Raw genomic sequence first — 24,688 nt, 5'->3', positions numbered from 1 at the left:
CGCCTACACCTCCAGCGACACCGCCCATCACCCCGCGATCTTGCTCACCCCTACATCTTGTGGTCGCAAGAACCTGTTCCACGCACCGTCAATCAGGAAGAGGCATCAAAGGGGCAGATGGCGTGACGGCCATCTGCCCCTTTTGTTGTGCGTGCGGGTGGGGGTGAGGGGGTCCCGCACACGTCTGGTCGCGGCGCCTGTGGCCGCGGGTCAGGCGCTGGCTCCGCGGATCACCATCGGCACGCCCGGGAACTGTGCCGCCATCTCCGGGCGTGAGTGGCGCAGCGCGGCGACCGCGTATCCACGTTTGCGGTACTCGGGGTGGATCCACACGCGGACGTCGATCTCACCGTCGCGGAGTTCGCCGAAGACCATGCCCACCTTGGCATCGCCGTCAACGGCCACCAGCCACGCGGCCTCTTCGTCGTCGACGCGGGCCAGCGCCGCCCGGACCTCGTCGTCCACACCCGAGGCCGGCGCTCCCGACCCGTCTCCGGCGACCCCGAGCTCGGCCGTACGTGCGGCGAACAGGGCGGTGTCGGTGTCGACGTCGAATGCGCGCACCGTCACTGTGTCGCCGGTGCTGGCCGGCCGGTCGGTGAGGGCGAAGGTGAGCTGGGTGTTGAGGTCCTCGAGCTCGGCGGCATTGTTGCGACGGGCCGATTTCGTCAGCTGCTGCAGCGACATGCCGAGTACGGCGCGCGCGCCGAGTTCGGACTTGCCGAGGAGTTTGCCGACCGCGTCGAGGGCGTCCTCGCGGGTCTCGGCCCCGACGATGGCGTCGAGGACCTCGTGACGACGGTCGAAGGCGGATTCGAGGGCATCGGCGATGTCGCGGCGGGTGGCTGCACGATCAAGATCGGTCATGGCGCCGACAGTAGCCAGCGCGCGGTCGTTTCGGGCGCTTTCGGCGTTGTTACCTGCGGGTTTACTGACGAGTAGCCTTCGCGCGCGGGCCGTCGGCGGTGGTCAGCGCTCTGTACCAGAGGTGATGCACATCACATCAAGAAGTTGCCTTCTCCAGCTCCTTGAGAGCGTCGTCGAGGTGATGGATGAGCCGTTGCAGCCCGGGTACCGATCGTCGGCAGCCCACGATCCCGATGTCGATGTGATCGTCGTAGGAGGCGGTGGTGATGTTGAGTGCCTGACCGTCGAGCACCACCGAGGTGGGGTAGATGCCCTGCAGTTCGGCGCCACGCCAGTAGAGCTTGTGCGCCGGTCCGGGGACGTTGGAGATGATCACGTTGAACGGCGGGCGGGTGAAGCGGACGAAGCCGGGGACGTTGGCGAAGGCCAGCGCGCTCACGTTGATCCCCGACAGCGCCAGGATCTCCATCGGCCCGAGATCGCCCATGACGCGTTTGGCGGCCTGCACCGAGCGCCGGATCGCGATGAACCGGTCGATCGGGTCGTCGATGTCGGTGGCCAGGCTCGCGATGATCGCCCCCACCCGGTTGGCCGCGGGATCGTCGGGCCCACCGCGCAGCGACACCGGGACCATCGCGGTGAGCGAGCGGTCGGGCAGGGCGTTGCGGTCGATGAGGTAGTCACGCAGCGCACTCGCGCACATCGCGAGCAAGACGTCGTTGAGTGTGCCGCCGAGGAGCCTGCCCACCTCGCGGAGCCGCTCGATCTCCCACGACTGGGCCACGAAGCGCCGGGCGCCGCCGATCGGGCCGTTGAGGATGGTGTCCGGCGCCTCGAACGGCGTCGTGTAGCCGTGGTCGCCGAGCGCGTGGCGGATCACCTTCGCACTCGTCGGCAGCAGCCTCGGTGTCGCGGCCATCGCGGTCCCCAGGGTCTTGCCCGCGGTACTGAGCAGATGTGTGGCCGACCCCAGCGCACCGCCGGCGGAGGCGTTCGCGCGAGCGGGCGGCGGAACCGACCAGGGCGCCCGCACCGTCATGTCGGTGGGGTCGGTGCTCAGGGATTCCTCCAGCAGCCGCAACGCGCCGACGCCGTCGACCAGCGAATGGTGGATCTTGGTGTGCAGCGCGAAGCGATTGCCCTCGATCCCCTCCACGATGTTGGCCTCCCACATCGGCCGGTGTCGGTCGAGCAGGCTGCCGTGCCACAGCGCGATGAGCTGGAACAATTCACGGATCCGGCCAGGATGCGGTACCGCGGCATGACGCAGGTGGTAGTCGAGGTCGACCTCGGCATCGGTGGCCCACCACGTGTTGCCCAGATAGCCGACCGGGTCGGCGGGGTGTCTGCGCAGTCGCGGTGACACCTCGGCGTCCTCGTGTAGCTCGGCCACGAGATCGCGCACGAATCCGGGGCCGGCGTCGTCGGGGAGCCGGAAGAGCTGGAGACCGCCGACGTGCATCGGATGCTCACGTGCCTCGGCGATCAGGAACATCGAGTCGGTGATCGGCATGTAACCCACACCTGAAGTGTTGCCCGCGCGCGCCGCGGATGTGAGTGTTCCGACGAATTGCCGGTGTACTTGCGCCGAAACCGCTACCGGATCGGCGAAACTGTGCTGGGCACTTGGTTGCGTGGCGCAACCCGAGTTGGACACATGATAAGTTCACGCAGAACCAGGCCACGGTGACCAGATGTGCCGAGCGGCCCTGAGGCGTCGACAGGGAGTGCGGGTGAGCGTCAGAGTTGCCGCGCGAACCGGCGCACAGAAACTCTTCGACGGTGTCGGCGACTTCTTCGGGATGTGCGTCGACACCTTCCGCGCGCTGCCCGCGCGTCCCTTCCAGCTCCGCGAGACCGTCGAGCAGTCCTGGGTCATTGCCCGAGTGTCCATGGTCCCAACGCTTTTGGTTGCGATTCCCTTCACCGTGCTGGTGAGTTTCACACTCAACATCCTGCTGCGCGAGATCGGCGCCCAGGATCTCTCCGGTGCCGGCACGGCGCTGGGCACCGTCACCCAGATCGGCCCGATCGTGACCGTGCTGATCGTCGCCGGTGCCGGTGCCACCGCGATCTGCGCGGACCTCGGCGCCCGGACGATCCGCGAGGAGATCGACGCGCTGAAGGTGCTCGGTATCGACCCGATCCACCGGCTCGTGGTGCCCCGGGTGATCGCATCCACCGTGGTGGCGCTGCTGCTCAACAGCCTGGTGTGCACCATCGGTCTCGGCGGCGGATTCGTGTTCTCGGTCTATCTGCAGAACGTCAACCCGGGTGCCTTCATCGCCAACCTGACGCTGCTCACCGGCCTGCCCGAGTTGATCATCTCGATGATCAAGGCGGCGCTGTTCGGATTGTTCGCCGGGCTGGTGGCCTGCTACCGGGGACTGACCGTGCGCGGTGGCGCCAAAGGTGTCGGTGACGCGGTCAACGAGACGGTCGTCTACTCGTTCATGGCGTTATTCGTCATCAACGTCGTGGTCACCGCGGTCGGGGTCAAGGTGACCACATGAGTGAGAACCCCGATCCCCACGTCGCGACCGATGACAGCGGCGGCGACGAGTACGGAACGCGTCTGCGACTGGCCGAGCCCAAGATGTTCCGCCGAGCCGGATCCGAATGGGAGCATCTGGGCGACCAGGCGTTCTTCTACTGGGATTCGATTCGCTCGATCCCCAGGGCGGTGGTGTCCTACCGGCGCGAGACGCTGCGCCTGATCGCCGAGATCAGCATGGGCACCGGCGCGCTGGCGATGATCGGTGGCACCGTGGTGGTGGTGGGGTTCCTGACCCTGTTCACCGGCGGCACGATCGCGGTGCAGGGTTACAGCTCGCTGTCGGATGTGGGCGTCGAGGCGCTCACCGGCTTCTTCTCGGCGTTCATCAACGTGCGCATCGCCATCCCGGTGATCGCCGGCATCGCACTGGCCGCGACGATCGGCGCCGGTGCCACCGCGCAGCTGGGGGCCATGCGGGTCAGCGAGGAGATCGACGCACTGGAGGTGATGGCGATCCCGTCGGTGCCCTATCTGGTGGGCACGCGGATCGTCGCCGGACTCATCGCGATCATCCCGCTCTACGCACTGGCCTCACTTGCGTCGTTCGTGGCCAGCCGGTTCGCGACGACCGTCCTCTACGGTCAGTCGCCGGGCGTCTACGACCACTACTTCCGCACCTTCTTGATGCCCACCGACATTCTGTGGTCGTTTCTGCAGGCGATCGCGATGGCGGTCGGGGTCATGCTGGTGCACACCTATCACGGGTACAACACCACCGGCGGTCCGGTGGGTGTGGGCGTCGCCGTGGGCAACGCGGTGCGTACCTCCCTGGTGGTGGTCGTCGTCATCACCCTCATCACCTCGCTGGCGATCTACGGAGCCAGCGGAAAGTTCAACCTGTCGGGCTGATGGCACGGACACGCTCACCACTCGCCAAGAAGATCGCGGCCACCTCGATGGTCGCGATCATCATCGGCATCATCGCGCTGGCCGCCGCCCAGTTCCTCGACTACTTCGCCGACACCGACACTGTCACCCTCGACGCCGACCGTGCCGGACTGGTGATGAATCCGCAGGCCAAGGTGCGTATGCGGGGGGTCACCGTCGGCCACGTCGGCAAGATCACCTCGACGGGACAGGGTGTGCGGCTGCGGCTGGACATCGACGCCGACCAGATGCACCTCATCCCCGCCGACGTCCGCGCGATCATCCGCTCCAACACCGTTTTCGGCGCCAAGTCGGTTGATTTCCTGCCCGGCACCTCCGGCGGGCCTGCGCTGTCGGCGGGTGCACATCTGGGCACCGATCGCGTACAGGTCGAACTCACCACGCTCTATCAGCAACTGGTCGACGTGCTGGCCCAGATCCACCCGGAGAAGCTCAACACCGTGCTCGGCACGCTCGACACTGCGCTGTCGGGGCGCGGCGACCGGCTCGGCGACGGCCTCGTGCAGCTGTCGCAGTTGCTCGGCAAGGTCAACCCGCATCTCGATGCGCTCAACGACGACTTCCGTCTCGGCGCCACGGTGACCAACACCTACGCCGATGTGGGTCAGCGACTGATGCGCATCGTCGACAATGCGACCGATCTGGGCAACACACTGCGTACCAATGCCTCGGATCTGGATGCGCTGCTGGTCAACGCGACCGGGATGGCCGACACGATCAACGGCATCCTCGCCCCGAACAAGTCGACGATCATCGCGATGCTCTCCGATCTCAATCCCACCGCCCGGCTGCTGGGCTACCAGTCGCCGGGGATCGCCTGTTTCTTCACCGCGACCGCGGCAGCGGCGAAGAAGGCCGAGGGCGTCTTCGGCCTCACCACCGGATATCTGTCGCTCAACGCCGGACTGCTCCCGGGTAAGGATCCCTACCGCTATCCGCAGGATCTGCCCGAGGTGGCCGCCGACGGCCCGCCGACCTGTGCCGACGGACTGGGCAATCCGTCCTCGCGCGCGCATACGCCGTTCTACGTCAGCGACAACGCCCCGCAGCCCTATCAGCCGCGAACCACTCCGAAGTTCTCGGCCAACAAGCTCTTCCAGGTGCTCTTCGGCACGGCGACCAGTAATCCTTCGGGCCCCGGCGTTACGCAGGGGGGTGGCCGATGAGCCCATGGCGTTCCGGGCGCAACGCGGCGCCGACCCGTTCACCCGCGCAGCGCGCCACCGACCGCAGGCAGCGCGATTACCGCGCCACGGTCATCAAACTCGGCGCGTTCACCGTGGTGATGGTGATGGTGTTCGTCGGACTCGTGGTGGTGTTCAGTCAGTACCGCTCGGGTTCGTCGTACACCTACACCGCGACCTTCTCCGACATCTCGCGTCTGGACACCGACAGCCGGGTGCGGGTGGCCGGCGTGGAGGTGGGCTCGGTGACGAAGGTGTGGCTGGACTCCCACGACGTGGCGCATGCGAAGTTCACCGTCGACTCCTCGATCCGGCTACCGGCCACCGCCCGCGCCCTGGTCCGCTATCAGAACCTCACCGGCGACCGGTACCTGGAATTGCAGCAGGGCACCGGCGGTGACGGGTCGTTGCTGCCCGACGGCGGGTCGATACCGCAGTCGCAGACCCAGCCTGCACTCGATCTCGACACCTTGCTGGGCGGGTTCAAACCGCTGTTCCGCACCTTGAAGCCCTCGGAGGTCAACGCACTCAGCGAGTCGCTGGTCGCGGTCTTCCAGGGGCAGGGCCCGGCGCTCACCCAGCTGCTCACCCAGACCGCGGAGTTCACCAACACCCTCGCCGACCGGGATGCGCTGATCGGGTCGGTCATCACCAACCTCAACGCCGCGATGACGACCTTCGCCGACGACGCCAAGGGCCTGGACTCCTCGATCGACCTGCTGTCACAGCTGATCACCGGACTGTCGCGTCAGCGCACCACCATCGGTACTGCACTCACCGAAACCGCCTCGGCGACAACCGGTCTGGCGAGTCTTCTGCAGACCACCCGGCCCGACATCGCCGCGAACGTGACCGAGGTCGGTCAGGTCGCCGACCAGATCCTGCCCGCCGACACCTACATCCGAGGGCTGCTGCAACGCATGCCCGGCGACCTCACCGCGCTGTCGAATGTGGGCAGCTACGGTGCGTGGCTGCAGCTGTACCTGTGCCGGGTGACGCTGTACTTCACCGGCCCCAACGGCCAGGAGATCGTCTGGGACACCGTCGATGCCACCGGTGAGAACCAGCGACCCGAGGGGAGGTGTCACCCGAGGTGAGGACAGCGATCCGGCCCAAGTACCAGACCGGTGTGATCGGCGTCGTGGTCATCGCGATGGTGGTCATCGTGGCACTGCAGATCGACCGGGTGCCGTATCTGTCGACCCTGAGTTCCTATCGGGTCTACTTCGACGATGCCGACGGCCTGGTATCCGGCGACAAGGTGGTGGTCTCGGGAATCGAGGTCGGCAAGGTCGGCTCGATCACGCTGGCCACGACCGACGACGGGCCCAAGGCGAAGGTCGAGTTCTCGATGAACGACACCGTGGTGGTGCCGTCGACCTCGCAGGCATTGATCAAGACCGACACGCTGCTCGGCCGTCGCAGCCTCACGATCGTGCCGCGGGCAGGTGGGAAGTGGCTGCGGCCGGGGCAGGCGATCCCCAACCGCAACACCGTCGCGCCGTACTCGCTGACCGATGCGCTCAGTGACGCCACCGATTCGATCGCCGACACCGACACCGACAAACTCGCCAAGGCGCTCGACACCACCGCCGACGCCTTCTCGGGCACCAGCCCGCAGGTGCGTGACGCGGTGAACGGGGTAGCCCGGCTGTCGAAGTCGATCGCCGACCGCGACAACGCGTTGCGCTCGCTGTTCGCCAAATCGAAGACGGTCTCCGGGGTCCTCGGGGAGCGCTCGACGCAGATCGACGGCTTGCTCACCGAGGCGAATGCGCTGTTCGGCGAGCTGCAGACACGGCGTGCGGCGATCGCCACGCTCATCACCGGCACCCGTGACGTCGCCGCGCAGATCAGTGGATTCATCGACGACAACAACGCCCAGCTCACACCGGTGCTCGAGAAACTCAACAAGGTCGTCGCGATCCTGCAGGACAACTCGGCCGACATCGGCAAGTCGCTCGACAAACTCGGCCCCTATGCCAACAGTCTCGGTGAGGCCGTCTCCAGCGGTCCGTACTTCTCGTCGTTCGTCGGTGTGCCCACGATCGGCGACGTGACCGCGACCTTCCTGCACATCATGCAGCGCAAGTATCCGCAGGCGTACCAGTCATTCCTGCGGGTGTTCACCGAACGCCCCGAACAGGTGTCCACCCGTCCCGACGCCGAACACGACCCCGGCTCGTTCGTGCCGGCCACCCCGCCCACCACCTACCCGAGCGGGGGTGGTCGTTGATGGTGCACGGTCTGCTCGACCACTGGCGCAAGGCCTGGAAGATCTGGGTCGCCGCGATCGTGCTGGTGCTCGTGGTGGTCGCCGGCGTTGGCGTCTACTACGGCGTCCGCGACGCGAGAAACCGCGAGGTACACGCCTGGTTCCCCTCGGCGACGGGGCTGTATGCGGGTGACCCGGTGCGCATCCTCGGCGTGAACGTGGGGTCGGTCGCCTCGATCGATCCCAGACCCGACGGTGTGCGGGTCACGCTGCGGGTCAATCGCGACGTGGACATCCCCGCGGGCGCCGATGCGCTGATCGTGGCCCCGACGCTGGTGTCGGGCCGGTTCGTCGCGCTCACGCCTGCCTATGACACCGGTGCGAAAATGCCTGCCGGCTACGACATCCCGATGTCGCGTACGGCGGTGCCGGTGGAGTGGGACGAGATCAAAGATCAGCTCACCCGGCTGTCGGAGGCGGTGGGGCCGGGCTCGGATCCGGCGAAGTCGGGCCAGGGTGCGCTGGGTCGCGCGGCAGGGGTCGCCGCGGACAACCTCGACGGCAACGGTGCGGCGCTGCACGATTCGATCACCGAACTGTCCTCGGCCACCTCGACCCTCGCCGACAGTCGCGATGACATCTTCGCCACCGTGCGCGGACTGCAGAAGCTCACCGACGCGCTGTCGTCCAGTCACGATCAGCTGGTCTCGCTCAACGGCCGACTCGCCTCGGTCTCGCAGGTGCTCGGCGACAACAGCGATTCACTCGACGCCGCGCTGCGCAACCTCGACGAGGCAACCGGTGACATCACCGCCTTCATCGGACGCAACGGGTCGACGCTCAGCGAGTCGATCGGCCGTCTCTCCGACGCCACGAAGACCCTCGCTGACAAGGACGAGCAGGTCCGCGGCATCCTGCACTCCTCGCCGACGCTGCTGACCAACTTCTACAACATCTACAACCCGCTCACCGGCTCACTGTCGGGCATCTTCGGACTCGGTATGGGCGGCAACCTCATCGACATGCTGTGCGGCACTATGGCAGGGAATGCGCGACCGGAGAACACCGACGCCGACATCGAACACTGCGTGGATGTGCTCACCCCGGTGCTGTCGTCGATCGCGGTGAACTACCCGCCTTTCCTCAGCAACCCGGTCACCGGTATCAACGCGCGGCCCGATCAGATCCAGTACCAGAACGCCGACGTCGCCGCGCGTGCGAAAGCCGGTGTGCGCGAACGTGACGCCGCCACGCGCTCGCAGTATTCCAATCCTGCCCTCGGTGCACTGCTGGTGCCGTTCGGGGGGCAGGGATGAGAGGTGTACGTCTCGCGCGGGCAGGTGTTGCCGTGGTTCTCGCCGCCATTGTGTTCCTCTGCGCCGGTTGCGGTTTTAACGGACTCAACTCGATGACGGTGCCCGGCGCACAGGGGACCGATCGAGGTTCCTACCATCTGACGGCGATCATCCCCGACGCTGCGGGACTCGTGCAGAACGCTCCGGTTCTGCTCGACGACGCGACCGTCGGCAGCGTCGGCACGATGAAGGTCGATCACTGGAAAGCGCGGATCACGGTGCGCCTCAACGGCGGGACCCGCATCCCCGAGGGGTCGCATGTGATGGTTGGTATGACCAGCGTCCTGGGGTCGATGAACCTGCAGATCGTGCAACCGGCGCAACCCAACGGGCGGTATCTGGCCGCAGGTGCGACCATCCCGTTCACCAAATGTCCTGAGCAGCGCAATATCCAGACCGACCCGGGCACACCGCAGGTCCCCGACGTCAACGTCGCCCAGCAGGTGTCGCAGTGCACCTACCCGTCCACCGAGCAGGCGTTGAGCTCGTTGTCGGTGATCCTCAACGGCGGCGGCCTCGCCCAGGCCGGCGACATCGTTCACGAACTCGACGCCACCCTCGGTGGTCGCGAGGCGTTGATCGCCGAACTGATCCCGCGACTGAACACACTGGTTTCCGATCTGAACTCTCAGCGCGACAACATCATCGACGCGATGACCGGACTCGACAGGCTCTCGGCGATCCTCGCCGACAACAAGACCACGGTCGCCAACGCGCTGGCTGATGGGCCCAAGATCCTCAAGGTGCTCGTCGACCAGCGTCCGCAGTTCGTCGCCGCACTCGACGCGCTGGGCAAGCTCTCGGCCACCACCGATGACATCCTCGACGCGAACTCCGGTGACATCAAGACGATCACCGCCAACCTCGTACCTGTACTCGACCAGTTGCAGCGGTCGGGGCCGTCGCTGACGAACTCGCTCGACATCCTGCTCACATTCCCGTTCTCGGAGAAGGTGATTCCGCAGATCGTGCGCGGCGACTACGTCAACGCGGCGATCAACCTCGACCTCACCCAGGGGCGCCTGCAACGCGGTGTGCTCGCCGAGGTCGGCGGCGGGTCGACGTTCTACGGTCCCGAAGGCGTCCTCGGCAAGCCGGCCGGCGCCGCGGCGCACGGCGTGGACCCGTTCACCGCACCGCTCGATCCGAAACAGGGGAGCGGTCCCGCACTGCAGACGCCCGGTTCGGGTACTCGGGGGGTCGGCGGATGAGGATCACGCGGTTCGTCAGGATCCAGCTGATCATCTTCGCGATCGTGTCGGTGATCTCGCTGGTGGTGGTCGGGGTGTTCTACGTGCAGATCCCGACGATGCTCGGTTTCGGCCGCTACACATTGACGCTGCAGTTGCCGGCCACCGGCGGGCTCTACGCCAACGGAAACGTGTCGTTGCGCGGCGTGGACGTCGGGCGGGTGCGGTCGGTGACGCTCACTCCCGACGGTGTGCGCGCGCGGCTGTCGATCGACTCCGACACCAAGATCCCGCGCTCGTCGGTGGCGTCGGTGCGCAGCATGTCGGCGATCGGCGAGCAGTATGTGGAATTCGTCCCCACCGACAACGGTCCGAGCGGCAATTTCCCCGACGGTTCGGTGATCCGCACCGACAACATCCCCACCGACGTGTCGACGATGCTCAGCGCCGCCGACGAACTTCTCGGTTCGATCGGCAGCAACGATCTGCGTACGGTCATCGACGAGGCATTCACCGCATTCGACGGGACCGCAGCAGATCTGGCGCGCCTGATCGATTCGATGAGCCTGTTCGTCGACGCTGCGAACAAGAATGCGCAACCGACGATCGATCTCATCGAGCAGGCGCGGCCGCTGCTGGATTCGCAGGCGGTGACCACCGGCGAGATCCGACAGTGGACGGCGAACATGGTCAAGGTCACCGACCACCTGCGCGCTGATACGCCCTCGATCACCGGGATCCTCGACAAGGGTCCCGGTGCCGCCGGCGCGGCGCAGGAGTTGTTCGCGTCGATGAATCAGACGCTGCCGCTGTTGTTCTCGAACCTCGGGACCACCGCGCGCACGTTGGCGGTGTATCTGCCCAATCTGCGTCAGATCCTGGTGATGTACCCGCGGCTGATGGCGGTTCTCATCACCGCGGTCAACACCGAGGACAACCGCAAGGGTGCCAACGTCGACTACTCGCTGGCGTTCCAGGACCCCGGCACCTGCACGGTGGGCTTCCTGCCGTTCGGTGACCGGCGTTCGTCGGCGGTGCAGACCCCTCGCGAGCTGCCGTCGGGTCTGCTGTGTCGTGTGCCGCAGGACGATCAGCTCGCCGTGCGCGGCACCCGCAACTTCCCCTGTGTGGAATTCCCCGGTCGGCGCGCTCCGACGCCGGAGGAATGCCGCACCGGGTACAAGCCGCTCGGCAAGAACGTGCCGATCATCATCGGCCCGGGAGTGGGGACGACCACGCAGGCGACGCCGTCGTCGTATCGGCCGGGGACCGCGGTGTACGGCGGCGGGTACGATCCGTCGTCGGGAACGACGATCGGTCCGGACGGGAAAACCTACGCGCTCGGTCTCGGAGACGACACGCAGGGAGGCGACGCCACGTGGCAGACCCTGATCGCGGGGACGGTCAAGTGAGCGATTCCGAGCAGGCTGTGCCCGCCCGGCGCCGCCGTGCACGCCGTCCGGCCGGACCGCCGCCGAATGCGGTCGCCGAGCCGGTGCACAGCGAGCCGGTCGAGACCGACGCCGACAAGGCCGGATCCGCAGATGAGGGCACCGGCGAATCCACCTCTGCCGTACCCCGCGCTGCTCGCCGCTGGCCGGTGATCGCGGCGTCGATCGTCGCGGTGGCCGTGATCGCCGGTCTGGTCACGGCGTCGGTGCTGTTCGCCCAGGGCACCTCACGCATCGACGATCGCAACTCCCAGCGCGGGGAGTACTCGGCATTCGCACGGCAGATGATCATCGATCTCACCTCGCTGAGCCCGTCGACGATCGACTCGGCGCTGAAGACCTTCCAGACCAAGACCAGCGGCAAGGCGATGCAGCAGATGCAGACGTCGATGCAGCAGACCACCGACCTGATCAAGACGCAGGGCGTGTCGACCACCGGCACGGTTCTCTCCGACGCGGTCACCGCTTCCGATGACGACACGGCGACGGTGATCCTGGTGTCGGGGTGGACGATGACCGAGAAGGGGTCGGCTGAACCCGCGCAGGTGCAGACCTTCCGGTGGCGGGTGCAGATCACCCGCATCAACGGCGATCTCAAGCTCACGAACATCGAGTGGGTCACATGAGTCGGCTCCGCAGATACTGGCCGATCCCGGCGGCGGTCGCGGTGATCGTCGTCGCGCTGGTGGTGGTGACGGTGTTCTTCGGTCTTCGCTACCGCGACGCGCGTGCCGGTGAAGACGCCCGATCGCAGGCATTGTCGGCGGCGACCGGCTACGCGCAGACGATGTTCGGCTACAAGACCGACAACGTCGATGCGCACATCGCCTCCTCGCGTGAGGTGGTGGTCGGTTCGGCGAAGGATCAGTACGACCAGATCGTCACCTCGTCGAATCTCGCCGCTGCAGTGAAGAAGCAGGGAGTGGTTTCGGATGTGACGATCCAGGCCGCCGGGGTGGTGTCGAACACCCGCGACCACGCGGTGGTGCTGATCTTCATGAACCAGTCGGTGACCTCTGGTGACGATCAGCTGGTCCGTGTGGAGCCCAGTCGGCTGCAGTACTCGATGCGCAAGGAGTCCGGCCGCTGGAAGATCTTCGACATCGCCGTGTTCACCGACGACTCGGTGCGCAAGTCGGTGAAACCCGCGCCGAGTACCGCTCCTGCACCGGCTTCCCCGGCATCCCCGAGCACCTCATCGGTGCCCGGTAGCTGAGATCACGATCGGAGGGCCGACTGACCATGAAATCTGCGTTGTCGCGGCTCACCGATGCGTTCTGGTTCATCCCCGCTGTTCTCGGTGTGGCTGCCGTTGTCCTCGCTCAGGTACTGATCTCCGTGGACCGGGCGGTCGGTGACGGAGGCGGGGACATCTGGGGCACCCTGTTCTACCGGGTGGGCGCGAGTGGAAGTCGCGACATCCTCGGTGCGATCGCCGGTTCGATACTCGGCGTCGCCGCGACGTCCTTCTCGATCACGATTTCGGTTCTCGCGACCGCGAGCTCCACCTACGGGCCGCGGCTCGTCCGCAACTTCATGAACGATCGCGGAAATCAGTTCGTCCTCGGGCTGTTCGGTGCGACATTCCTGTACGCGCTCATCGTCTTGCGGTCGATCCGCAACGAGAGCCTGAGTGAAGGACAGTTCGTCCCCAACATCGCCGTGAACGTCGCGGTGATGCTGGCTGTGGCCGACGTCGCTGTTCTCGTGTACTTCATCAACCACATCGCCAACTCCATCCAGGTCTCGACTCTGTCGGCGAGAGTGCGGGTCGAGCTCGACGAGGTGGTCGACCATCTGTATCCCGACCCGCCGTCGGAGAATGCGACCGCGGTGGCGCGTTTCGATGACGATGCCGCCGACGTGCCCAGCGAGGCGTCCGGATTCGTGGTGGACATCGACGAGGACGAACTCCTCGGCGTCGCCCGCCGTCACGACTGCGTACTGGAGGTCGTGATCCGCCCCGGTGATCACGTCGTGGCGGGTGAGCCACTCGTGCGTGCGCATCCGGCGTCGGTCGCATCCGAACTCGGAACGGAAGTCTCCCGCGCTTTCACGCTGGGCATCACCAGGACGCCGGTGCGCGACATCCAGTTCGCTGTGCAGCAGTTGGTGGAGATGGCCGTTCGTGCGTTGTCGCCGGGGACGAACGACCCGTACACCGCGCACAACGCGTTCAGCGAATTGGCTGTCGGCATGGTGCCGCTTGCCCGGCGCACCGAGCCACAGCCGGGACGTGTCGACGACGATGGCATCCTGCGCCTGGTTGTCACGCGTGTTCGGACGACAGAGCTGATCGACGACATCTTCACCGCCGTTCGCGTCTACGCACTGCAGGCGCCGGTTGCCATGGCCGCCGCAATCCTCCTCGCCAGACGTATCGGTGTGGCGGCCGCCGAACCCGACGTCCGGGCGGCCATCCTGCACCATCTCTCACTCATCGAGCGGGCCGAACGGGACTCCGATGGGGATCCCGAGGTCGCGGAGTTCTGCTGTGGCGAGATCGAGATGGCTCGCGAAGCGATTCGCGCCTCGTGGTCGCGGCGGACGACACACTGACCGTGGCGCCGGGTCGGGTGTCGGGTGCACCGAGGTGGGCATCATGGCCCATATGACCGTCGCCACCGATGAGATCCCTGCCTGGCTGACCATCTGCAGTTGGATCGGGCTCGCGCTCGCGGTGGCCTGTGCGGTGGGACTGGCAGTCGACATCGCCCGTCGGCCCCAGCACATGGCTGTCATGAGCCTCGTGTGGCCGATCTGTGCACTGTTCGGCTCGGTGATATGGGTCGCCGCCTACATCGCATGGGGTCGCGCGCCGAGACGCGGTTCGCCGGAGTCGGGAGGCATGGGCACCACACTCGGCAGAGCCGCGACGCCGAGATCCATGGGCAGTTCGGTCTTCCTGGGCACCAGTCACTGCGGCGCGGGTTGCACACTCGCCGATCTGCTGGTCGAGTGGCTGTTGTTCGCCGCACCGTCAGTCGCGATCGTGGGTGGACTGCACTGGGTGTTCTCCGACGAACTGTTCGCGGGCTGGGTCCTGGCGTATGTCGCAGCGTTGATCATCGGGATCGCGTTCCAGTACTTCGCGATCGCGCCGATGAATCCCGACCGCAGCCGTGCGCGCAATCTGGGCGCCGCGGCTCGGGCGGATGTCCTCTCGCTGACCGCGTGGCAGATCGGCATGTACGGCGTGATGGCCATCGCGCAACTGGCGGTGTTCCCCGCCTGGCTCGGCGGGCCGGTGGCAACCGACACCGCGGTCTTCTGGGTGGTCATGCAACTGGCGATGTTGGCGGGTTTCGTCACGGCCTACCCGGTCAACTGGTGGCTGATCAGTGCGGGCGTGAAGGAACGGATGTAGCCATGCCCGCTCAGGCCTGTTCGCCGAGCCGGAACTGGATGCCCGCAGCGGCGGTGGCGATCGCGTCGGCGATGATCGTGAGGCGATCGATCGGGGAACGCGCGGCGAGTATCGCGTAGCGGTCGGCCTCGCCCATCGGCAGCTCCATCGCCCAGGCGAAGGTCGGGTCGTCGACCTCGTCGATCGGGGTGAGAGGTTCGGGTGTCGGACCGCCGAGCTCGACGATCAGGTCGAAGAGTTCCTCGGCCTCGAGTGCCACCTCGTCGTAGATGCGTGCAGGTGCGCGGGTGCCGTCGGTGTCCTCGTAGGGTGCGATCCTCGCCAGCGGGAAGGGGTCGTCGTCGAGCCATTCGGTGACCTCGAACCGGCTGATGCCCTGGCACAGCAGCATCGCGCGGCCATCGGACTCGAGCCGCTTGTCGACGATGTGCGCCCACGTCCCGACATTGGTGCGCACATCGCCGCCGCCGACCTCGAAGCCGCGTTCGATGAGCACCACCCCGAAACCGGGTTCGCGACCGGGGTTGGCATCCCCGGCGGCGAGTAACTGCGCGACCATCGTTCGATACCGCGGTTCGAACACGCGTAGCGGCATCATCTCGCCGGGCAGGAGTACCGACCCGAGCGGGAACATGGGCTGTGGTGTCATCACAGCTCCACGTTATCGGGCCCGCACGTCACCGACTCTGCGTTACGGGCAGGGTTGATACGGGTAGGGGTGACGTCGTGAATCAGCGATCACCACGGGAGGGCTAGACAGGAGCTGCCGAGGTTGAGTCCGGTGGTGACATCGACGGTGTATGTGGCTTGCGTGTGTTGTCCAGCTGAGTCGACGCCGTCGGCGGTGAGCACATGCACACCGGGTGTGGTCGGCGTCCATTCGATGCTGGGGAGTCGGCGATTCGTGGGAGCGGGCGGTCACTCGTGCGCGCAGCAGTGCTTCGCAGTACTCGGCGGCACGTTCATCACCGGGCTCTTCTCGCAGAAGTTGTACGGCTTGAGGCTGAACCCCGCGTAGTCGACCGGCATGATCGGCCAGTCCTCCGAACGCGGGAAGTGGGTGAGGCCGAAGGTGTGCCAGACCACGATGTCCTCGCCGTCGATCGGGCGGTCGGCCTGCTGCCAGGCGGGCAGCCCGTCGGAGCCGTCGCTCTGGTTCACGAACCGTCCGGCCGCATAGCGTTGTGACGGATCGTAGGCGGTCACCCACAGTTCCCTGGTGGTGAAGGCCGCGCGCTTGGCGATCGACGAGGACGGGTCGGCGAGCAGTTTGGGGGTCTGTGCGGTGTGCAGCGCATAGCCGGGATGGTGACCGAGCCGGTCGGTCTTCTCGGTGTTGACGATATGCCACGTGCGCCCCACCGAGGCGTCGGCCGAACGTGCCGCCTGCGACTCGGAGGTGAGCCGGGTCGTCTTGGCGGTGAACGCATTTCCCCACGGATTGGTGTCGCTGACCGGCAGTGACACCGCGTCGATCTCATCGACCGCGTTCGCGACTCCGTCGACGGTCATGTCGAGTCGGGCGTTGAACAGGTGCTGGTGATACGGCAGGCCCAGCCCCGGGGCGACATGACTCTGATAGTCCGAGCCCTCCTCGGGATAGGCTGCGGTGAAGGCGATTCCGGTGAGCTTGGCCTCGCATTCGATCGTGCCGTCGAGGTAGAAGTACCAGAAGAAGCCGTAGTCGTAGTTCCCCACGGTGGTGAAGAACGAGATCACCAGGCGGCGCTGGCGGCGCACCTCGGAGGTGCCGGTGAACAGATCGGTGTGCTTCCAGAGCGTGCCGTAATCCTCCTCGTGCATGCAGATGCCGTTGGCGATCACCTTCGGCGTGCCCTGCTCGTCGGAGAGGGTGACGTCGAAGTAGTGGATCTCGCCGAGACAGTCGCAACCCAGTGTCAGCGAGTTCACGTAGCGGCCGAACAGGTATTCGCCGGTGTCGAAGTAGTTCTGCCAGAACCGGTTCGGTGACGGATCGCCGTAGGGCACCACCATCTCGTCGATGGAGGCGCGGTAGCAGACCGGACGGTCGAGGTAGGAGATGTTGCGCAGGATCAGGCCCTCGCGCGCGTCGAAACCCACGTCGACGCTCCAGTTGGTCCACTCGACATGCTCGCCGTCGACGCTGAAACTCGCGCCCTCGGGTTGGGTGATCTCGATCGGCTTGAGTCCGGTCAGCGGTTCGCCGGCAATCTCGGGATCGAGGTAGTCGCCCGATTCGGCCGGTACCGGGTACTGGCGGTAGTCGATGATGTCGATCAGTTCAGGTGTGGAGATGTCGACGTAGGCGCACAATCCGTCGACCGGATGGGCCCACGGCAGGTCCTTCTCGTCGTTCATCACGAAGGCGAACGACCGCACGATCCGCTTGCCCAGCTCGTTCTCATAGCCGTAGCTGCCCGCAGACAGGGGAACGGTGACCGTCTTGGCCACGTCCACACCGCGTTCGGCCAGCGCTTCCGCCCACCGGGGTTCTTTCGCCAGGAATTCCATGACGATCTCGAACTCGGTGTCGAGGATCGGGACCTGGCCGGTTGCGTTGTCGATCGGTGTGCACGACACCAGGCTCTGCGAGTTCAGTGACACGATGTTCTCGCTCGCCACACCGGTGGTCACGTCGAGCAGCAGTACTGATGCCCGGCGATCCGGAGCCGGCGCCTCACCGGCGGCGTGGGCCAGCACCTCGGCCTTGACCGGCTCGTCGAGTCCGACGTAGACGAATCGTGTTGTCGGTGTGACGAGATCGGCCCCGGCGAGGATCTCCCGGACCTGTGAGATCTCGTCGGCACTCAGTCTCGCCAGCGGGCGGGGTGAGTCGGAACCGGTTGTGGTGTGCTGTGATTCGAGTGTTGTCACGGGTTCTTCTCCCTGGTGGTGATGTGTCGGTGTCGGCGGCTTACCGGTTCTAGGGGGATCAGGATGCCGAGATCGCGTCGGTCAGCTCGGCGTAGCCTTCCGGATTGCGTTTGCGGATCGACAGTGCCTGCACCACGCCGATCACCACCGAGGCGACCACCATCGCGATGAAGATGTATGCGAGGGTGGACGATCCGCCGATGAGCGTGGTGAAGTTCGAGACCACCATGTAGAGGATTCCGACGAGTCCGATCATGCCCAGGCCCGGCGCGATGATGCCGGTCCAGGCGTTGAGCTTGATGCTGTGCACGCGGAAGTAGGTGAGCACGGCCAGGCAGGTCAGCGCCATCAGCACAACGATGCCCAGGGTGGCCACGCCGGAGAACCAGGAGAACACCTGCAGTTCCGGATCGAGCTGTGCCGCGGCGAAGATGACCACCAGTGCCGCGGCGGTGATGGTCTGCACCAGCGACGAGATGTGCGGCGACATGTGCCGGGGATGCACGCTGCCCAGCTTGCTGGGCAGTGCGGTGGCCGAGGCCATCGAGTGCTGGTAGCGGGTGACCACGTTGTGGAAGCTGAGGATGCAGGCGAACAGGCTGGTCAGCAGCAGTATGTGGACGGTGACCGCCGCCCATCCGCCGAGGTAGTTCTCGGCGGTGGTCATGATCATGTTCGCCGGATCCTTGGCTGCGGCGGCGACCACGTTGTCGGGTCCCCATGCCTCGACGAGCGCCCACGAGGAGAAGGTGTAGAACACGCCGATGAGGATCACTGCTGCGTAGGTGGCGCGGGGGATGGTCCGGTCGGGATCGCGTGCCTCGCTGCGGAAGATGGCGGTGGCCTCGAAACCGATGAAGCCGGCGACGGCGAACATGAGGCCGATACCGGGCGAACCGGAGAACACGGCGTTGGGCGTGAACGAGGTCGCGCTCAGGCCGGAGTCACCGCCCTTGATGATGATGGCGATGTTCATCAGCAAGACGATGCCGATCTCGGCGATCAGCAGCACTCCGAGGACCTTCGAGCTGAGCTCGATGTCGCGGTAGCCGAGGATGCCGGTGATCGCGACGACCGCGAGACTCCACACCCACCACGGAATCGACGGTCCGCCGAGTTCGACGATCGCCGACTGGATCGACCCGCCGATGTAGCCGTAGACCGCGGCCTGGATCATCGTGTAGGTCAACAGTGCCAGGTATGCGGTGCCCAGCCCGAGCGGACGGCCCAGGCCGTAGCCCACGTAGGTGAAGAACGCGCCGGGCCGGGGGATGTAGCGCGCCATCGTCGACAAGCCGACGGAGAACAGCAGCAGTACGACGGCCGAGACCAGGAACATCGTCGGCACACCTGCGCCGTTGCCCAGTAGGAAGGCGATCGGCACGCCGCCGCCCACCACGGTGAGCGGCGCTGCGGCGGCGACCACCATGAACACGATGGAGCCGACGCCGAGGGAACCGCGCAGGCTCCGCCCGTCTGCTGTGCTTGCGGTGCTGGTGTCGGACAGCGCCCCGACATTCGCGGCATTGGTCATCTGAGTCCTCGGAGGATGTGTCTGGTCGACCGGCGAGGCCGACGGGGTGCAGGGGCGACGGGTGGAGCCGGCAGGCCGGCAAGCGAATCCGTCGATCCCAAGGATGGGCGAGCACATTTGCCCGAAGGTTGCTCCGATGTAAAACGAATGAACCGGTCCCTGGAATCGGACTCTGCAGGTGTCCCAGCGTGGGCAACGACCAGATCATTGCTGCGTAACGTGGCCGCAACGCAGGACCCCTAGCGTCGGCGTGCGTGTCCGCCAGTTCAGCCCGCCGGGACCAGCCCAACCGGCGCGGCGTGTTCTCCCTCGGCGCGCGTTCGGATGTTGCCGGACTCGACCGCCGGTCGCTGCGTTTTGCCGACCTGACCGCCCAGTCGGTGTCGGTGATGGCGCCCTGTGCGGCCGCGGCGACCACTCCGCTCCTGGTGGCACAGTCGGGTGCGTCATTGCTGTGGTCGTTGCTCACCGCCATCGTGCTCTCGGCGATCGTGTCGCGCTGCATCGCCGAGTTCGCGTCGCGGATGTCGGCGCCCGGGTCGCTCTACACGTATGCGGCCAAAGGTCTCGGTCCGGCCGGGGGGATAGCCGCGGCGGTCGCGCTTGTTCTCGCATATGGGGTTCTGGGCACCTTCGCAGCGACATCGGCCGCATGGTTTCTGTTGGGGCTCATGGGAATTGCGCAGACACTGATGTCGGTGGGGAGTGCCACCCTGGTCATCCTCGCCGTTGCGGCGGTGGTCCTGTTCCGGGGTATCCGGCTCTCGGCGCGGGTGAGCCTGGTGGTGGAGGCCGTCGCGGTGGCGCTGGTGTTGGTGGTGCTGGCGGTGCTCACCGCGCGCATCTGGAACCACATCGACTTTGATGCCGTCGTGGCGGCGCCGACCGGGGTCACCGGCTACCTCGGCGGGGTCGCGGTGGCGACCTGCGCGCTGGTCGGATTCGAGAGTGCGGCGTCGTTGTCGGTGGAGGCGCGCCGACCACTGCGCACCGTGCCGATGGCCGTGCGCCTGTCGCTCTACATCGGTGCGACGGTGGTGTTGGTGGCGGCCGTAGCGCAGGCGGCGGGGTTCACCGCGGTGCACCTGGACCCGGCGTCGGCGGGCACCACACTCGCCGATCTCATGCGTGCCGCCGGACTCGGGTCGGTGATGCCGCTGCTCGATGTCGGCATCGTCGCCTCTTCCGTCGCCTGTCTGCTCGCATCGACGACGGCGCTCGCCCGGGTGCTGATGTCATTGGGCCGTGAGGGAGTGCTGCCGCGACGTTTCGGCGACACGCATGTGCGCTACAAGACGCCGTCATTCGCGATCATGATCGCGTTGGTGGCGATGGCGGTGCTGGCGTTGCTGGTGCTGGCATGTGTTTCTGGCGTCGCGGCGGCCAGCGGGGCGTTGGTCTCGGGTGCGGCCTTCGGCTTCCTCGCGTCGTATGCGCTGGTCTGTGCCGGTGCGGTCGCATTTCTCCGTCGGACCGGTGAGTTGCGGCGATCGACTGCCGTCGTCGCCGTCGTCGGGGCGCTCACTTCGACCGGTGTGTTCATCGCTTTCGCCGCTGCCGTGGTGGGAACATCATGGGCACTGAGCATCGTCGTCGCGGCGGTGTGGGTGGTCGTGAGCATAGGGGGGTATCTGCTGTTGCGGGTGAGGCGGCCGCAGGCGTTGTCGCGCATCGGGATCCATGAGAACCCGACGCGCGTCGACGTGTGGAGCGGATATCTGGTCGGATCCGGGTGGGGTCGGTCGACCGAGGGCGGTCGGTGAGCCCAGCCTTCGACGGTGCCTCGCGATCGGTGCTCAGTGCTCTCGCCATTCTGGAGGAGGTGGCGGCCGCGGGTCCCGGGGTGACCGCCGCCGACATCAGCCGCAACCTCGGTCTGTCGCGGTCGACCACCTACCGGCTGGTGAATCTGCTCGCGCAGGAGGAGTACCTGGTGCGGACGGCGGATCTCGGTGGTTTCGCTCTGGGTCATAAGATCGACCGATTCGTCGGTCTGGCTGCCGAGCCGACCGTGCCCGACAAGGTGCGCGAGGTGATGGATCAGGTGCGCTCGAGCCTGCGGTTCGGGTTGCATCTGTTCGGCTACCGGAATCCGGGTGGCACGAGGGCGCGGATCACCCTGCTCGACATCGACCCGGACTATCCGCTCAACGATCCGGCCCGGCTGGTTCGCGATCACAGTGCGTCGGCGGTCGGGCGGTTGCTCACCGAGTACACGCTGGGCAGGCGACCGGAGTTCGCGACGCAGGTGGGGGAGTTCGTGCCCGGCTTCGGTTGTCTGGCGGTGCCGGTGCTGGCGTCTTCGGTCGAGGACGCCAGATCAGGTGGAGAGAGGTCCGGTGGAGAGAGATCCCGTGGTGAACCGGATCTGGTGGCCGCGCTGGTGATCGCGGCCCCGGCGCACCGGATCGAGGCGTATGCCGATCTCGTCGCGGTTCTCGACGAGCCGCGGCGCAGGCTCGGACAGGTGCTCGGCTAGTGCCGGTTTCAGCTCTTGTCGGGTTTGGCGTCGAGCACGACCTCGAATTCGAGGAGGTCGGCGCCGGAGGCCACCGGCTTGGCGCGTTCGCCGGAGTGTGCTTCCCGGGCCGGTCCGCCGGCCCACGCCTGGAAATCCTCTTCGGTCTCCCAGTGCGTCACCACGAAGTACCGGTCCTCGCCCTTCACCGGTCGGAGCAACTGGAATCCGAGGAATCCCTTCGATCCGTCAACCGAATGCGCGCGGCCGGCGAAGCGCTTCTCGAGTTCGGGTCCGGCGCCCTCCGGGACGCTGATCGCATTGATCTTCACGACTGCCATGGCCGTCACCTTACGCCCGCATTGTGGCGCGTTTGCGCGTGTCGCTACGCACTGGCTGTGGCTCCGGTTTGGCTAGGCTGACGCGATGATGTTCGCCGAGACGGGCCTTCTCGATCACGGTGGTCGGGACGGTACGACCATCGTGGCCTTGCACGGGCTGATGGGGCGAGGGCGCACGTGGCGGCGTCAGATCCCATGGCTGCGGCGGTACGGGCGGGTGTTCACCTTCGACGCCGCATGGCACACCGGGCAGATCGAGAGCCCGGCGGCCGGTGGTCTCGCGCTGGACTGCGGTGACACATCGACCGAGCGGTTCGTCGCCGATGTGGCCGAGGTGCTGACCTGGATCGATCGTGGGCCGGCGATACTGGTCGGCCACTCGATGGGCGGGCTGCACGCCTGGTGCACCGCCGCAGAGTATCCGGAACTGGTTGCGGCGGTGGTGGTCGAGGACATGGCACCGGACTTCCGCGGCTACACCACCAAGACATGGCAGCCGTGGTTCAACACCTGGCCCAACCGGTTCGCATCGCTCGATGAGGTGACCGCGCTGGTGGGGCCGGTGGCCGGACAGTACTTCTACGATGCGTTCGACGACGGTCGCCTGCACGGTTCGCTCGAGGTGTGGGCTCAGATCGCCGAGGAGTGGGGCAGGCGTGACTATTGGGACTCCTGGCAGAAGGTCACCGTGCCAAGTCTGCTCGTCGAGGCGGAGTTCGGGGTGACACCCGCCGGTCAGATGCGAAAGATGGCTTCGGTCAACGACTTTGCTCGCTACTTCCGGATTCCCGGCGCCGGCCACCTCGCCCACGATGACGCCCCGGACATGTACCGCGGCGGAGTCGAGGCGTTTCTCTCCGACCTCATCTGATTTCACTGATCGCCGCATCGCTGATAGCCACACCGCCGCGTTGCCGATCAGTAGGGCGGTGAGTCTTGCGTGTTGAGCCGGGCTTGGTCTGGCTGTTCGCCTGCGAGGGCTTTTCGGTTGCGTTCTCGTTCTTGGCGTCGGCGGGCGTGTGTGTCTGCCAGGCGTGGTCGGCGTCTGGTCGGTGACTCTGGGGCGTTCGGTTGTGGTGGTGGATGTTTCGGCGGTGGTTCGGGGTCGGTGAAGGTGATGTCCCGCAGGGTGGGGAAGAGGTCGTCACCGGATTCGGCGTAACCGTGGATGGTTGCACCGTTCTGGGTGTAGAAGATCTGGCGGGCTTTGCCGGTGGCGTCGATGTATTGATCGTCGAGGAACACGCCGTCGGTTTTCATCTGGTGATGCATCCGGCACTTCGTTGCGAGTCCTGCTGCGGTGGTCTGACCACCAGTCGCCGGATTCTCGTGATCGTATTCATGCACATGATCCAGATCCCCAGCGAAAGCGGGCTTGTCGCAGCCGGGCACGGTGCAGTAACCGTCACGGATACGAACGAACAGACTCATCGCCCTGCTGGGCCGGTACGGATCCGACGGCAGATGCGGGGACAGGGCTTTACCCGCCGGGTTGATCGGCCTGACGACCGCACCCGTGCGTTTCGTCAGCTCCCGCACATAGTCACCGGAGATCACACCGTAACCATCCATGAACCCCACACCGGAGTGGCGCGGGGAATAGGCCCGCGTGGTCGTGGGCTCGGCTGTGGGCTTGGGCTCGGGCTCCTTGGGCGAGTCAGGCTCAGCGGCAACAGGATCAGCGGGCTCAGGGTCCTCCGAGACACTGCCGGCATCGGAACCCTCGAACAGCGTGGGCTCGGCGTCGTCCACGTCGGTCGCGGTCGGCACCGTGGTAGCCGAGGCGGCGGCTTCCGAATCAGCCTCAACCGCAGCCGGTTGCGCCGCCTCGGGCGCCGGTTCTGCTTCTGGTTCCGGATCGTCGAGTGTCGCTGCTTCGGTGATGACGTGGATGATCACTTGTGCTTCAGCCGCCTGCACCATCGCCGGTGCGGGGATCGTGGCGTCACAGTCATCACCGCGGTCGCACTGGCACTCGAACACGTCTCCTGACAACAGTGCGAACACTGCATCGGAACGACGCGCGCCGTCACGACGCGGATCACCGTCGCACACACTCGAGGCAAGGGCATCGACACGGGCTGCGGCGACGCGGACGTTTTCTGCGGTCATGGAGGCGTGCAGCACCGCCATGCCATCACCGGCGTTTTCGGCCCAGACTCTGCGGTCCTCGACGGAGGCCTTTCGGCGTTCGCGGACGGCGGCGGGGTCGTGGCGGAACACGATGCGGTCACACGCATCGCGCAGAGCTTGTCAAGATTTTTGTGTAAGTAGTTGTGCTCGTGTGGGTTAGAGGTAGGGGTTGATTCGGTCGGGGTAGGCTAGTGTCCTGAGTCATTAATTGTCATTCGGTTGATAGACTGGGGAATGGCAACCCGGGGTCCGCGAGCAGTGGATATTGTTCTGACCGATGACGAGCGCCGTG

Annotated in this window: 22 protein-coding genes; 15 read left to right on the top strand and 7 right to left on the bottom strand. The window is 66.2% G+C overall.

What is annotated here, in order from left to right; all coding sequences use genetic code 11:
• Nucleotides 1-210 precede the first annotated feature (210 nt).
• Together IEW22_RS17895 and IEW22_RS17890 are read right to left on the bottom strand one after the other, a co-directional pair.
• Nucleotides 211-867 (bottom strand): GNAT family N-acetyltransferase, encoded by a 657-nt coding sequence (locus IEW22_RS17895; protein ID WP_188588469.1) that lies wholly within the window; start codon nucleotides 865-867, stop codon nucleotides 211-213.
• Nucleotides 868-1,003: 136 nt separating this feature from the next.
• The gene (locus IEW22_RS17890) at nucleotides 1,004-2,389 is read right to left on the bottom strand and encodes a WS/DGAT/MGAT family O-acyltransferase (RefSeq protein WP_373284240.1); all 1,386 of its coding nucleotides are present in this window, start codon (nucleotides 2,387-2,389) and stop codon (nucleotides 1,004-1,006) included.
• A 280-nt stretch (nucleotides 2,390-2,669) separates the two neighbouring features.
• Between IEW22_RS17890 and IEW22_RS17885 the strand changes: the two genes are divergently transcribed.
• The 12 genes from IEW22_RS17885 to IEW22_RS17830 all read left to right on the top strand — a co-directional run bounded on the left by IEW22_RS17885 (nucleotide 2,670) and on the right by IEW22_RS17830 (nucleotide 15,074).
• Nucleotides 2,670-3,380 carry an MlaE family ABC transporter permease gene (locus tag IEW22_RS17885; RefSeq protein WP_229742872.1) on the top strand — a complete coding sequence of 237 codons (711 nt, stop codon included), beginning with the start codon at nucleotides 2,670-2,672 and terminating at the stop codon, nucleotides 3,378-3,380.
• 83 nt (nucleotides 3,381-3,463) lie between these two features.
• A complete protein-coding gene (locus IEW22_RS17880) occupies nucleotides 3,464-4,273 on the top strand; it encodes an MlaE family ABC transporter permease (protein WP_188588475.1) in 810 nt (269 codons plus the stop codon).
• Nucleotides 4,274-4,320: 47 nt separating this feature from the next.
• A complete protein-coding gene (locus IEW22_RS17875; RefSeq protein WP_188588473.1) occupies nucleotides 4,321-5,478 on the top strand; it encodes an MCE family protein in 1,158 nt (385 codons plus the stop codon).
• Complete coding sequence (locus IEW22_RS17870; protein WP_188588463.1) at nucleotides 5,475-6,593, top strand: MCE family protein; 1,119 nt, start codon at nucleotides 5,475-5,477, stop codon at nucleotides 6,591-6,593. Before IEW22_RS17875 ends, IEW22_RS17870 begins: the two co-directional genes overlap by 4 nt.
• Nucleotides 6,590-7,732 carry an MCE family protein gene (locus IEW22_RS17865; RefSeq protein WP_229742870.1) on the top strand — a complete coding sequence of 381 codons (1,143 nt, stop codon included), beginning with the start codon at nucleotides 6,590-6,592 and terminating at the stop codon, nucleotides 7,730-7,732. Before IEW22_RS17870 ends, IEW22_RS17865 begins: the two co-directional genes overlap by 4 nt.
• Nucleotides 7,732-9,027 (top strand): MCE family protein, encoded by a 1,296-nt coding sequence (locus tag IEW22_RS17860; RefSeq protein ID WP_188588461.1) that lies wholly within the window; start codon nucleotides 7,732-7,734, stop codon nucleotides 9,025-9,027. The genes IEW22_RS17865 and IEW22_RS17860 overlap by 1 nt, the downstream gene beginning before the upstream one ends.
• Entirely contained in the window at nucleotides 9,024-10,277 is a 1,254-nt protein-coding gene (locus IEW22_RS17855) for an MCE family protein (protein WP_188588460.1), read from the top strand. The genes IEW22_RS17860 and IEW22_RS17855 overlap by 4 nt, the downstream gene beginning before the upstream one ends.
• The gene (locus tag IEW22_RS17850; RefSeq protein ID WP_188588458.1) at nucleotides 10,274-11,668 is read left to right on the top strand and encodes an MCE family protein; all 1,395 of its coding nucleotides are present in this window, start codon (nucleotides 10,274-10,276) and stop codon (nucleotides 11,666-11,668) included. Before IEW22_RS17855 ends, IEW22_RS17850 begins: the two co-directional genes overlap by 4 nt.
• Entirely contained in the window at nucleotides 11,665-12,333 is a 669-nt protein-coding gene (locus IEW22_RS17845) for a hypothetical protein (protein ID WP_188588456.1), read from the top strand. The genes IEW22_RS17850 and IEW22_RS17845 overlap by 4 nt, the downstream gene beginning before the upstream one ends.
• Entirely contained in the window at nucleotides 12,330-12,923 is a 594-nt protein-coding gene (locus tag IEW22_RS17840) for a hypothetical protein (RefSeq protein WP_188588455.1), read from the top strand. Before IEW22_RS17845 ends, IEW22_RS17840 begins: the two co-directional genes overlap by 4 nt.
• A 26-nt stretch (nucleotides 12,924-12,949) precedes the next feature.
• Nucleotides 12,950-14,266 (top strand): DUF2254 domain-containing protein, encoded by a 1,317-nt coding sequence (locus IEW22_RS17835; RefSeq protein ID WP_188588452.1) that lies wholly within the window; start codon nucleotides 12,950-12,952, stop codon nucleotides 14,264-14,266.
• A gap of 43 nt (nucleotides 14,267-14,309) precedes the next feature.
• Entirely contained in the window at nucleotides 14,310-15,074 is a 765-nt protein-coding gene (locus IEW22_RS17830; RefSeq protein WP_229742869.1) for a DUF4396 domain-containing protein, read from the top strand.
• A gap of 10 nt (nucleotides 15,075-15,084) precedes the next feature.
• On the opposite strand, the gene IEW22_RS17825 is transcribed toward IEW22_RS17830, so the two are convergent.
• From IEW22_RS17825 to IEW22_RS17815, 3 genes are all read right to left on the bottom strand, one after another.
• On the bottom strand, nucleotides 15,085-15,723 hold the full coding sequence (locus IEW22_RS17825; RefSeq protein ID WP_188588450.1) for an LON peptidase substrate-binding domain-containing protein: 639 nt from the start codon (nucleotides 15,721-15,723) through the stop codon (nucleotides 15,085-15,087).
• A 269-nt stretch (nucleotides 15,724-15,992) separates the two neighbouring features.
• The gene (locus tag IEW22_RS17820) at nucleotides 15,993-17,930 is read right to left on the bottom strand and encodes a primary-amine oxidase (protein WP_188588442.1); all 1,938 of its coding nucleotides are present in this window, start codon (nucleotides 17,928-17,930) and stop codon (nucleotides 15,993-15,995) included.
• 58 nt (nucleotides 17,931-17,988) lie between these two features.
• Nucleotides 17,989-19,464, bottom strand: a complete 1,476-nt coding sequence (locus IEW22_RS17815) for an APC family permease (RefSeq protein ID WP_188588440.1) — start codon at nucleotides 19,462-19,464, stop codon at nucleotides 17,989-17,991.
• A gap of 254 nt (nucleotides 19,465-19,718) precedes the next feature.
• Between IEW22_RS17815 and IEW22_RS17810 the strand changes: the two genes are divergently transcribed.
• Together IEW22_RS17810 and IEW22_RS17805 are read left to right on the top strand one after the other, a co-directional pair.
• Nucleotides 19,719-21,227: an APC family permease gene (locus IEW22_RS17810; protein ID WP_188588438.1), complete on the top strand. Its 1,509-nt coding sequence runs from the start codon at nucleotides 19,719-19,721 to the stop codon at nucleotides 21,225-21,227.
• Nucleotides 21,224-21,943, top strand: a complete 720-nt coding sequence (locus tag IEW22_RS17805) for a helix-turn-helix domain-containing protein (protein WP_188588436.1) — start codon at nucleotides 21,224-21,226, stop codon at nucleotides 21,941-21,943. The genes IEW22_RS17810 and IEW22_RS17805 overlap by 4 nt, the downstream gene beginning before the upstream one ends.
• An 8-nt stretch (nucleotides 21,944-21,951) precedes the next feature.
• Here IEW22_RS17805 and IEW22_RS17800 read toward each other — a convergent pair whose 3' ends face one another.
• The gene (locus IEW22_RS17800; RefSeq protein WP_188588434.1) at nucleotides 21,952-22,263 is read right to left on the bottom strand and encodes an antibiotic biosynthesis monooxygenase family protein; all 312 of its coding nucleotides are present in this window, start codon (nucleotides 22,261-22,263) and stop codon (nucleotides 21,952-21,954) included.
• An 85-nt stretch (nucleotides 22,264-22,348) separates the two neighbouring features.
• On the opposite strand from IEW22_RS17800, the gene IEW22_RS17795 reads away from it, so the two are divergent.
• The gene (locus IEW22_RS17795; RefSeq protein WP_188588432.1) at nucleotides 22,349-23,134 is read left to right on the top strand and encodes an alpha/beta fold hydrolase; all 786 of its coding nucleotides are present in this window, start codon (nucleotides 22,349-22,351) and stop codon (nucleotides 23,132-23,134) included.
• A 47-nt stretch (nucleotides 23,135-23,181) separates the two neighbouring features.
• On the opposite strand, the gene IEW22_RS17790 is transcribed toward IEW22_RS17795, so the two are convergent.
• Nucleotides 23,182-24,510 carry an HNH endonuclease signature motif containing protein gene (locus IEW22_RS17790; RefSeq protein ID WP_268235497.1) on the bottom strand — a complete coding sequence of 443 codons (1,329 nt, stop codon included), beginning with the start codon at nucleotides 24,508-24,510 and terminating at the stop codon, nucleotides 23,182-23,184.
• Between the last annotated feature and the right edge of the window lie 178 nt (nucleotides 24,511-24,688).

The organism is Gordonia jinhuaensis (assembly GCF_014639795.1).
In the GTDB taxonomy this organism is placed as follows: Bacteria; Actinomycetota; Actinomycetes; order Mycobacteriales; family Mycobacteriaceae; genus Gordonia_B; species Gordonia_B jinhuaensis.
This window is presented reverse-complemented; position numbering and strand designations above follow the sequence as displayed.

Coding starts and splice junctions, on each gene's coding strand:
- IEW22_RS17860 (WP_188588461.1), top strand. CDS start 7,732: ATGGTGCACGGTCTGCTCGACCACTGGCGCAAGGCCTGGAAGATCTGG.
- IEW22_RS17835 (WP_188588452.1), top strand. CDS start 12,950: ATGAAATCTGCGTTGTCGCGGCTCACCGATGCGTTCTGGTTCATCCCC.
- IEW22_RS17825 (WP_188588450.1), bottom strand. CDS start 15,723: ATGACACCACAGCCCATGTTCCCGCTCGGGTCGGTACTCCTGCCCGGC.
- IEW22_RS17840 (WP_188588455.1), top strand. CDS start 12,330: ATGAGTCGGCTCCGCAGATACTGGCCGATCCCGGCGGCGGTCGCGGTG.
- IEW22_RS17855 (WP_188588460.1), top strand. CDS start 9,024: ATGAGAGGTGTACGTCTCGCGCGGGCAGGTGTTGCCGTGGTTCTCGCC.
- IEW22_RS17830 (WP_229742869.1), top strand. CDS start 14,310: ATGGCCCATATGACCGTCGCCACCGATGAGATCCCTGCCTGGCTGACC.
- IEW22_RS17815 (WP_188588440.1), bottom strand. CDS start 19,464: ATGACCAATGCCGCGAATGTCGGGGCGCTGTCCGACACCAGCACCGCA.
- IEW22_RS17870 (WP_188588463.1), top strand. CDS start 5,475: ATGAGCCCATGGCGTTCCGGGCGCAACGCGGCGCCGACCCGTTCACCC.
- IEW22_RS17795 (WP_188588432.1), top strand. CDS start 22,349: ATGATGTTCGCCGAGACGGGCCTTCTCGATCACGGTGGTCGGGACGGT.
- IEW22_RS17895 (WP_188588469.1), bottom strand. CDS start 867: ATGACCGATCTTGATCGTGCAGCCACCCGCCGCGACATCGCCGATGCC.
- IEW22_RS17850 (WP_188588458.1), top strand. CDS start 10,274: ATGAGGATCACGCGGTTCGTCAGGATCCAGCTGATCATCTTCGCGATC.
- IEW22_RS17875 (WP_188588473.1), top strand. CDS start 4,321: ATGGTCGCGATCATCATCGGCATCATCGCGCTGGCCGCCGCCCAGTTC.
- IEW22_RS17880 (WP_188588475.1), top strand. CDS start 3,464: ATGTTCCGCCGAGCCGGATCCGAATGGGAGCATCTGGGCGACCAGGCG.
- IEW22_RS17885 (WP_229742872.1), top strand. CDS start 2,670: ATGTGCGTCGACACCTTCCGCGCGCTGCCCGCGCGTCCCTTCCAGCTC.
- IEW22_RS17800 (WP_188588434.1), bottom strand. CDS start 22,263: ATGGCAGTCGTGAAGATCAATGCGATCAGCGTCCCGGAGGGCGCCGGA.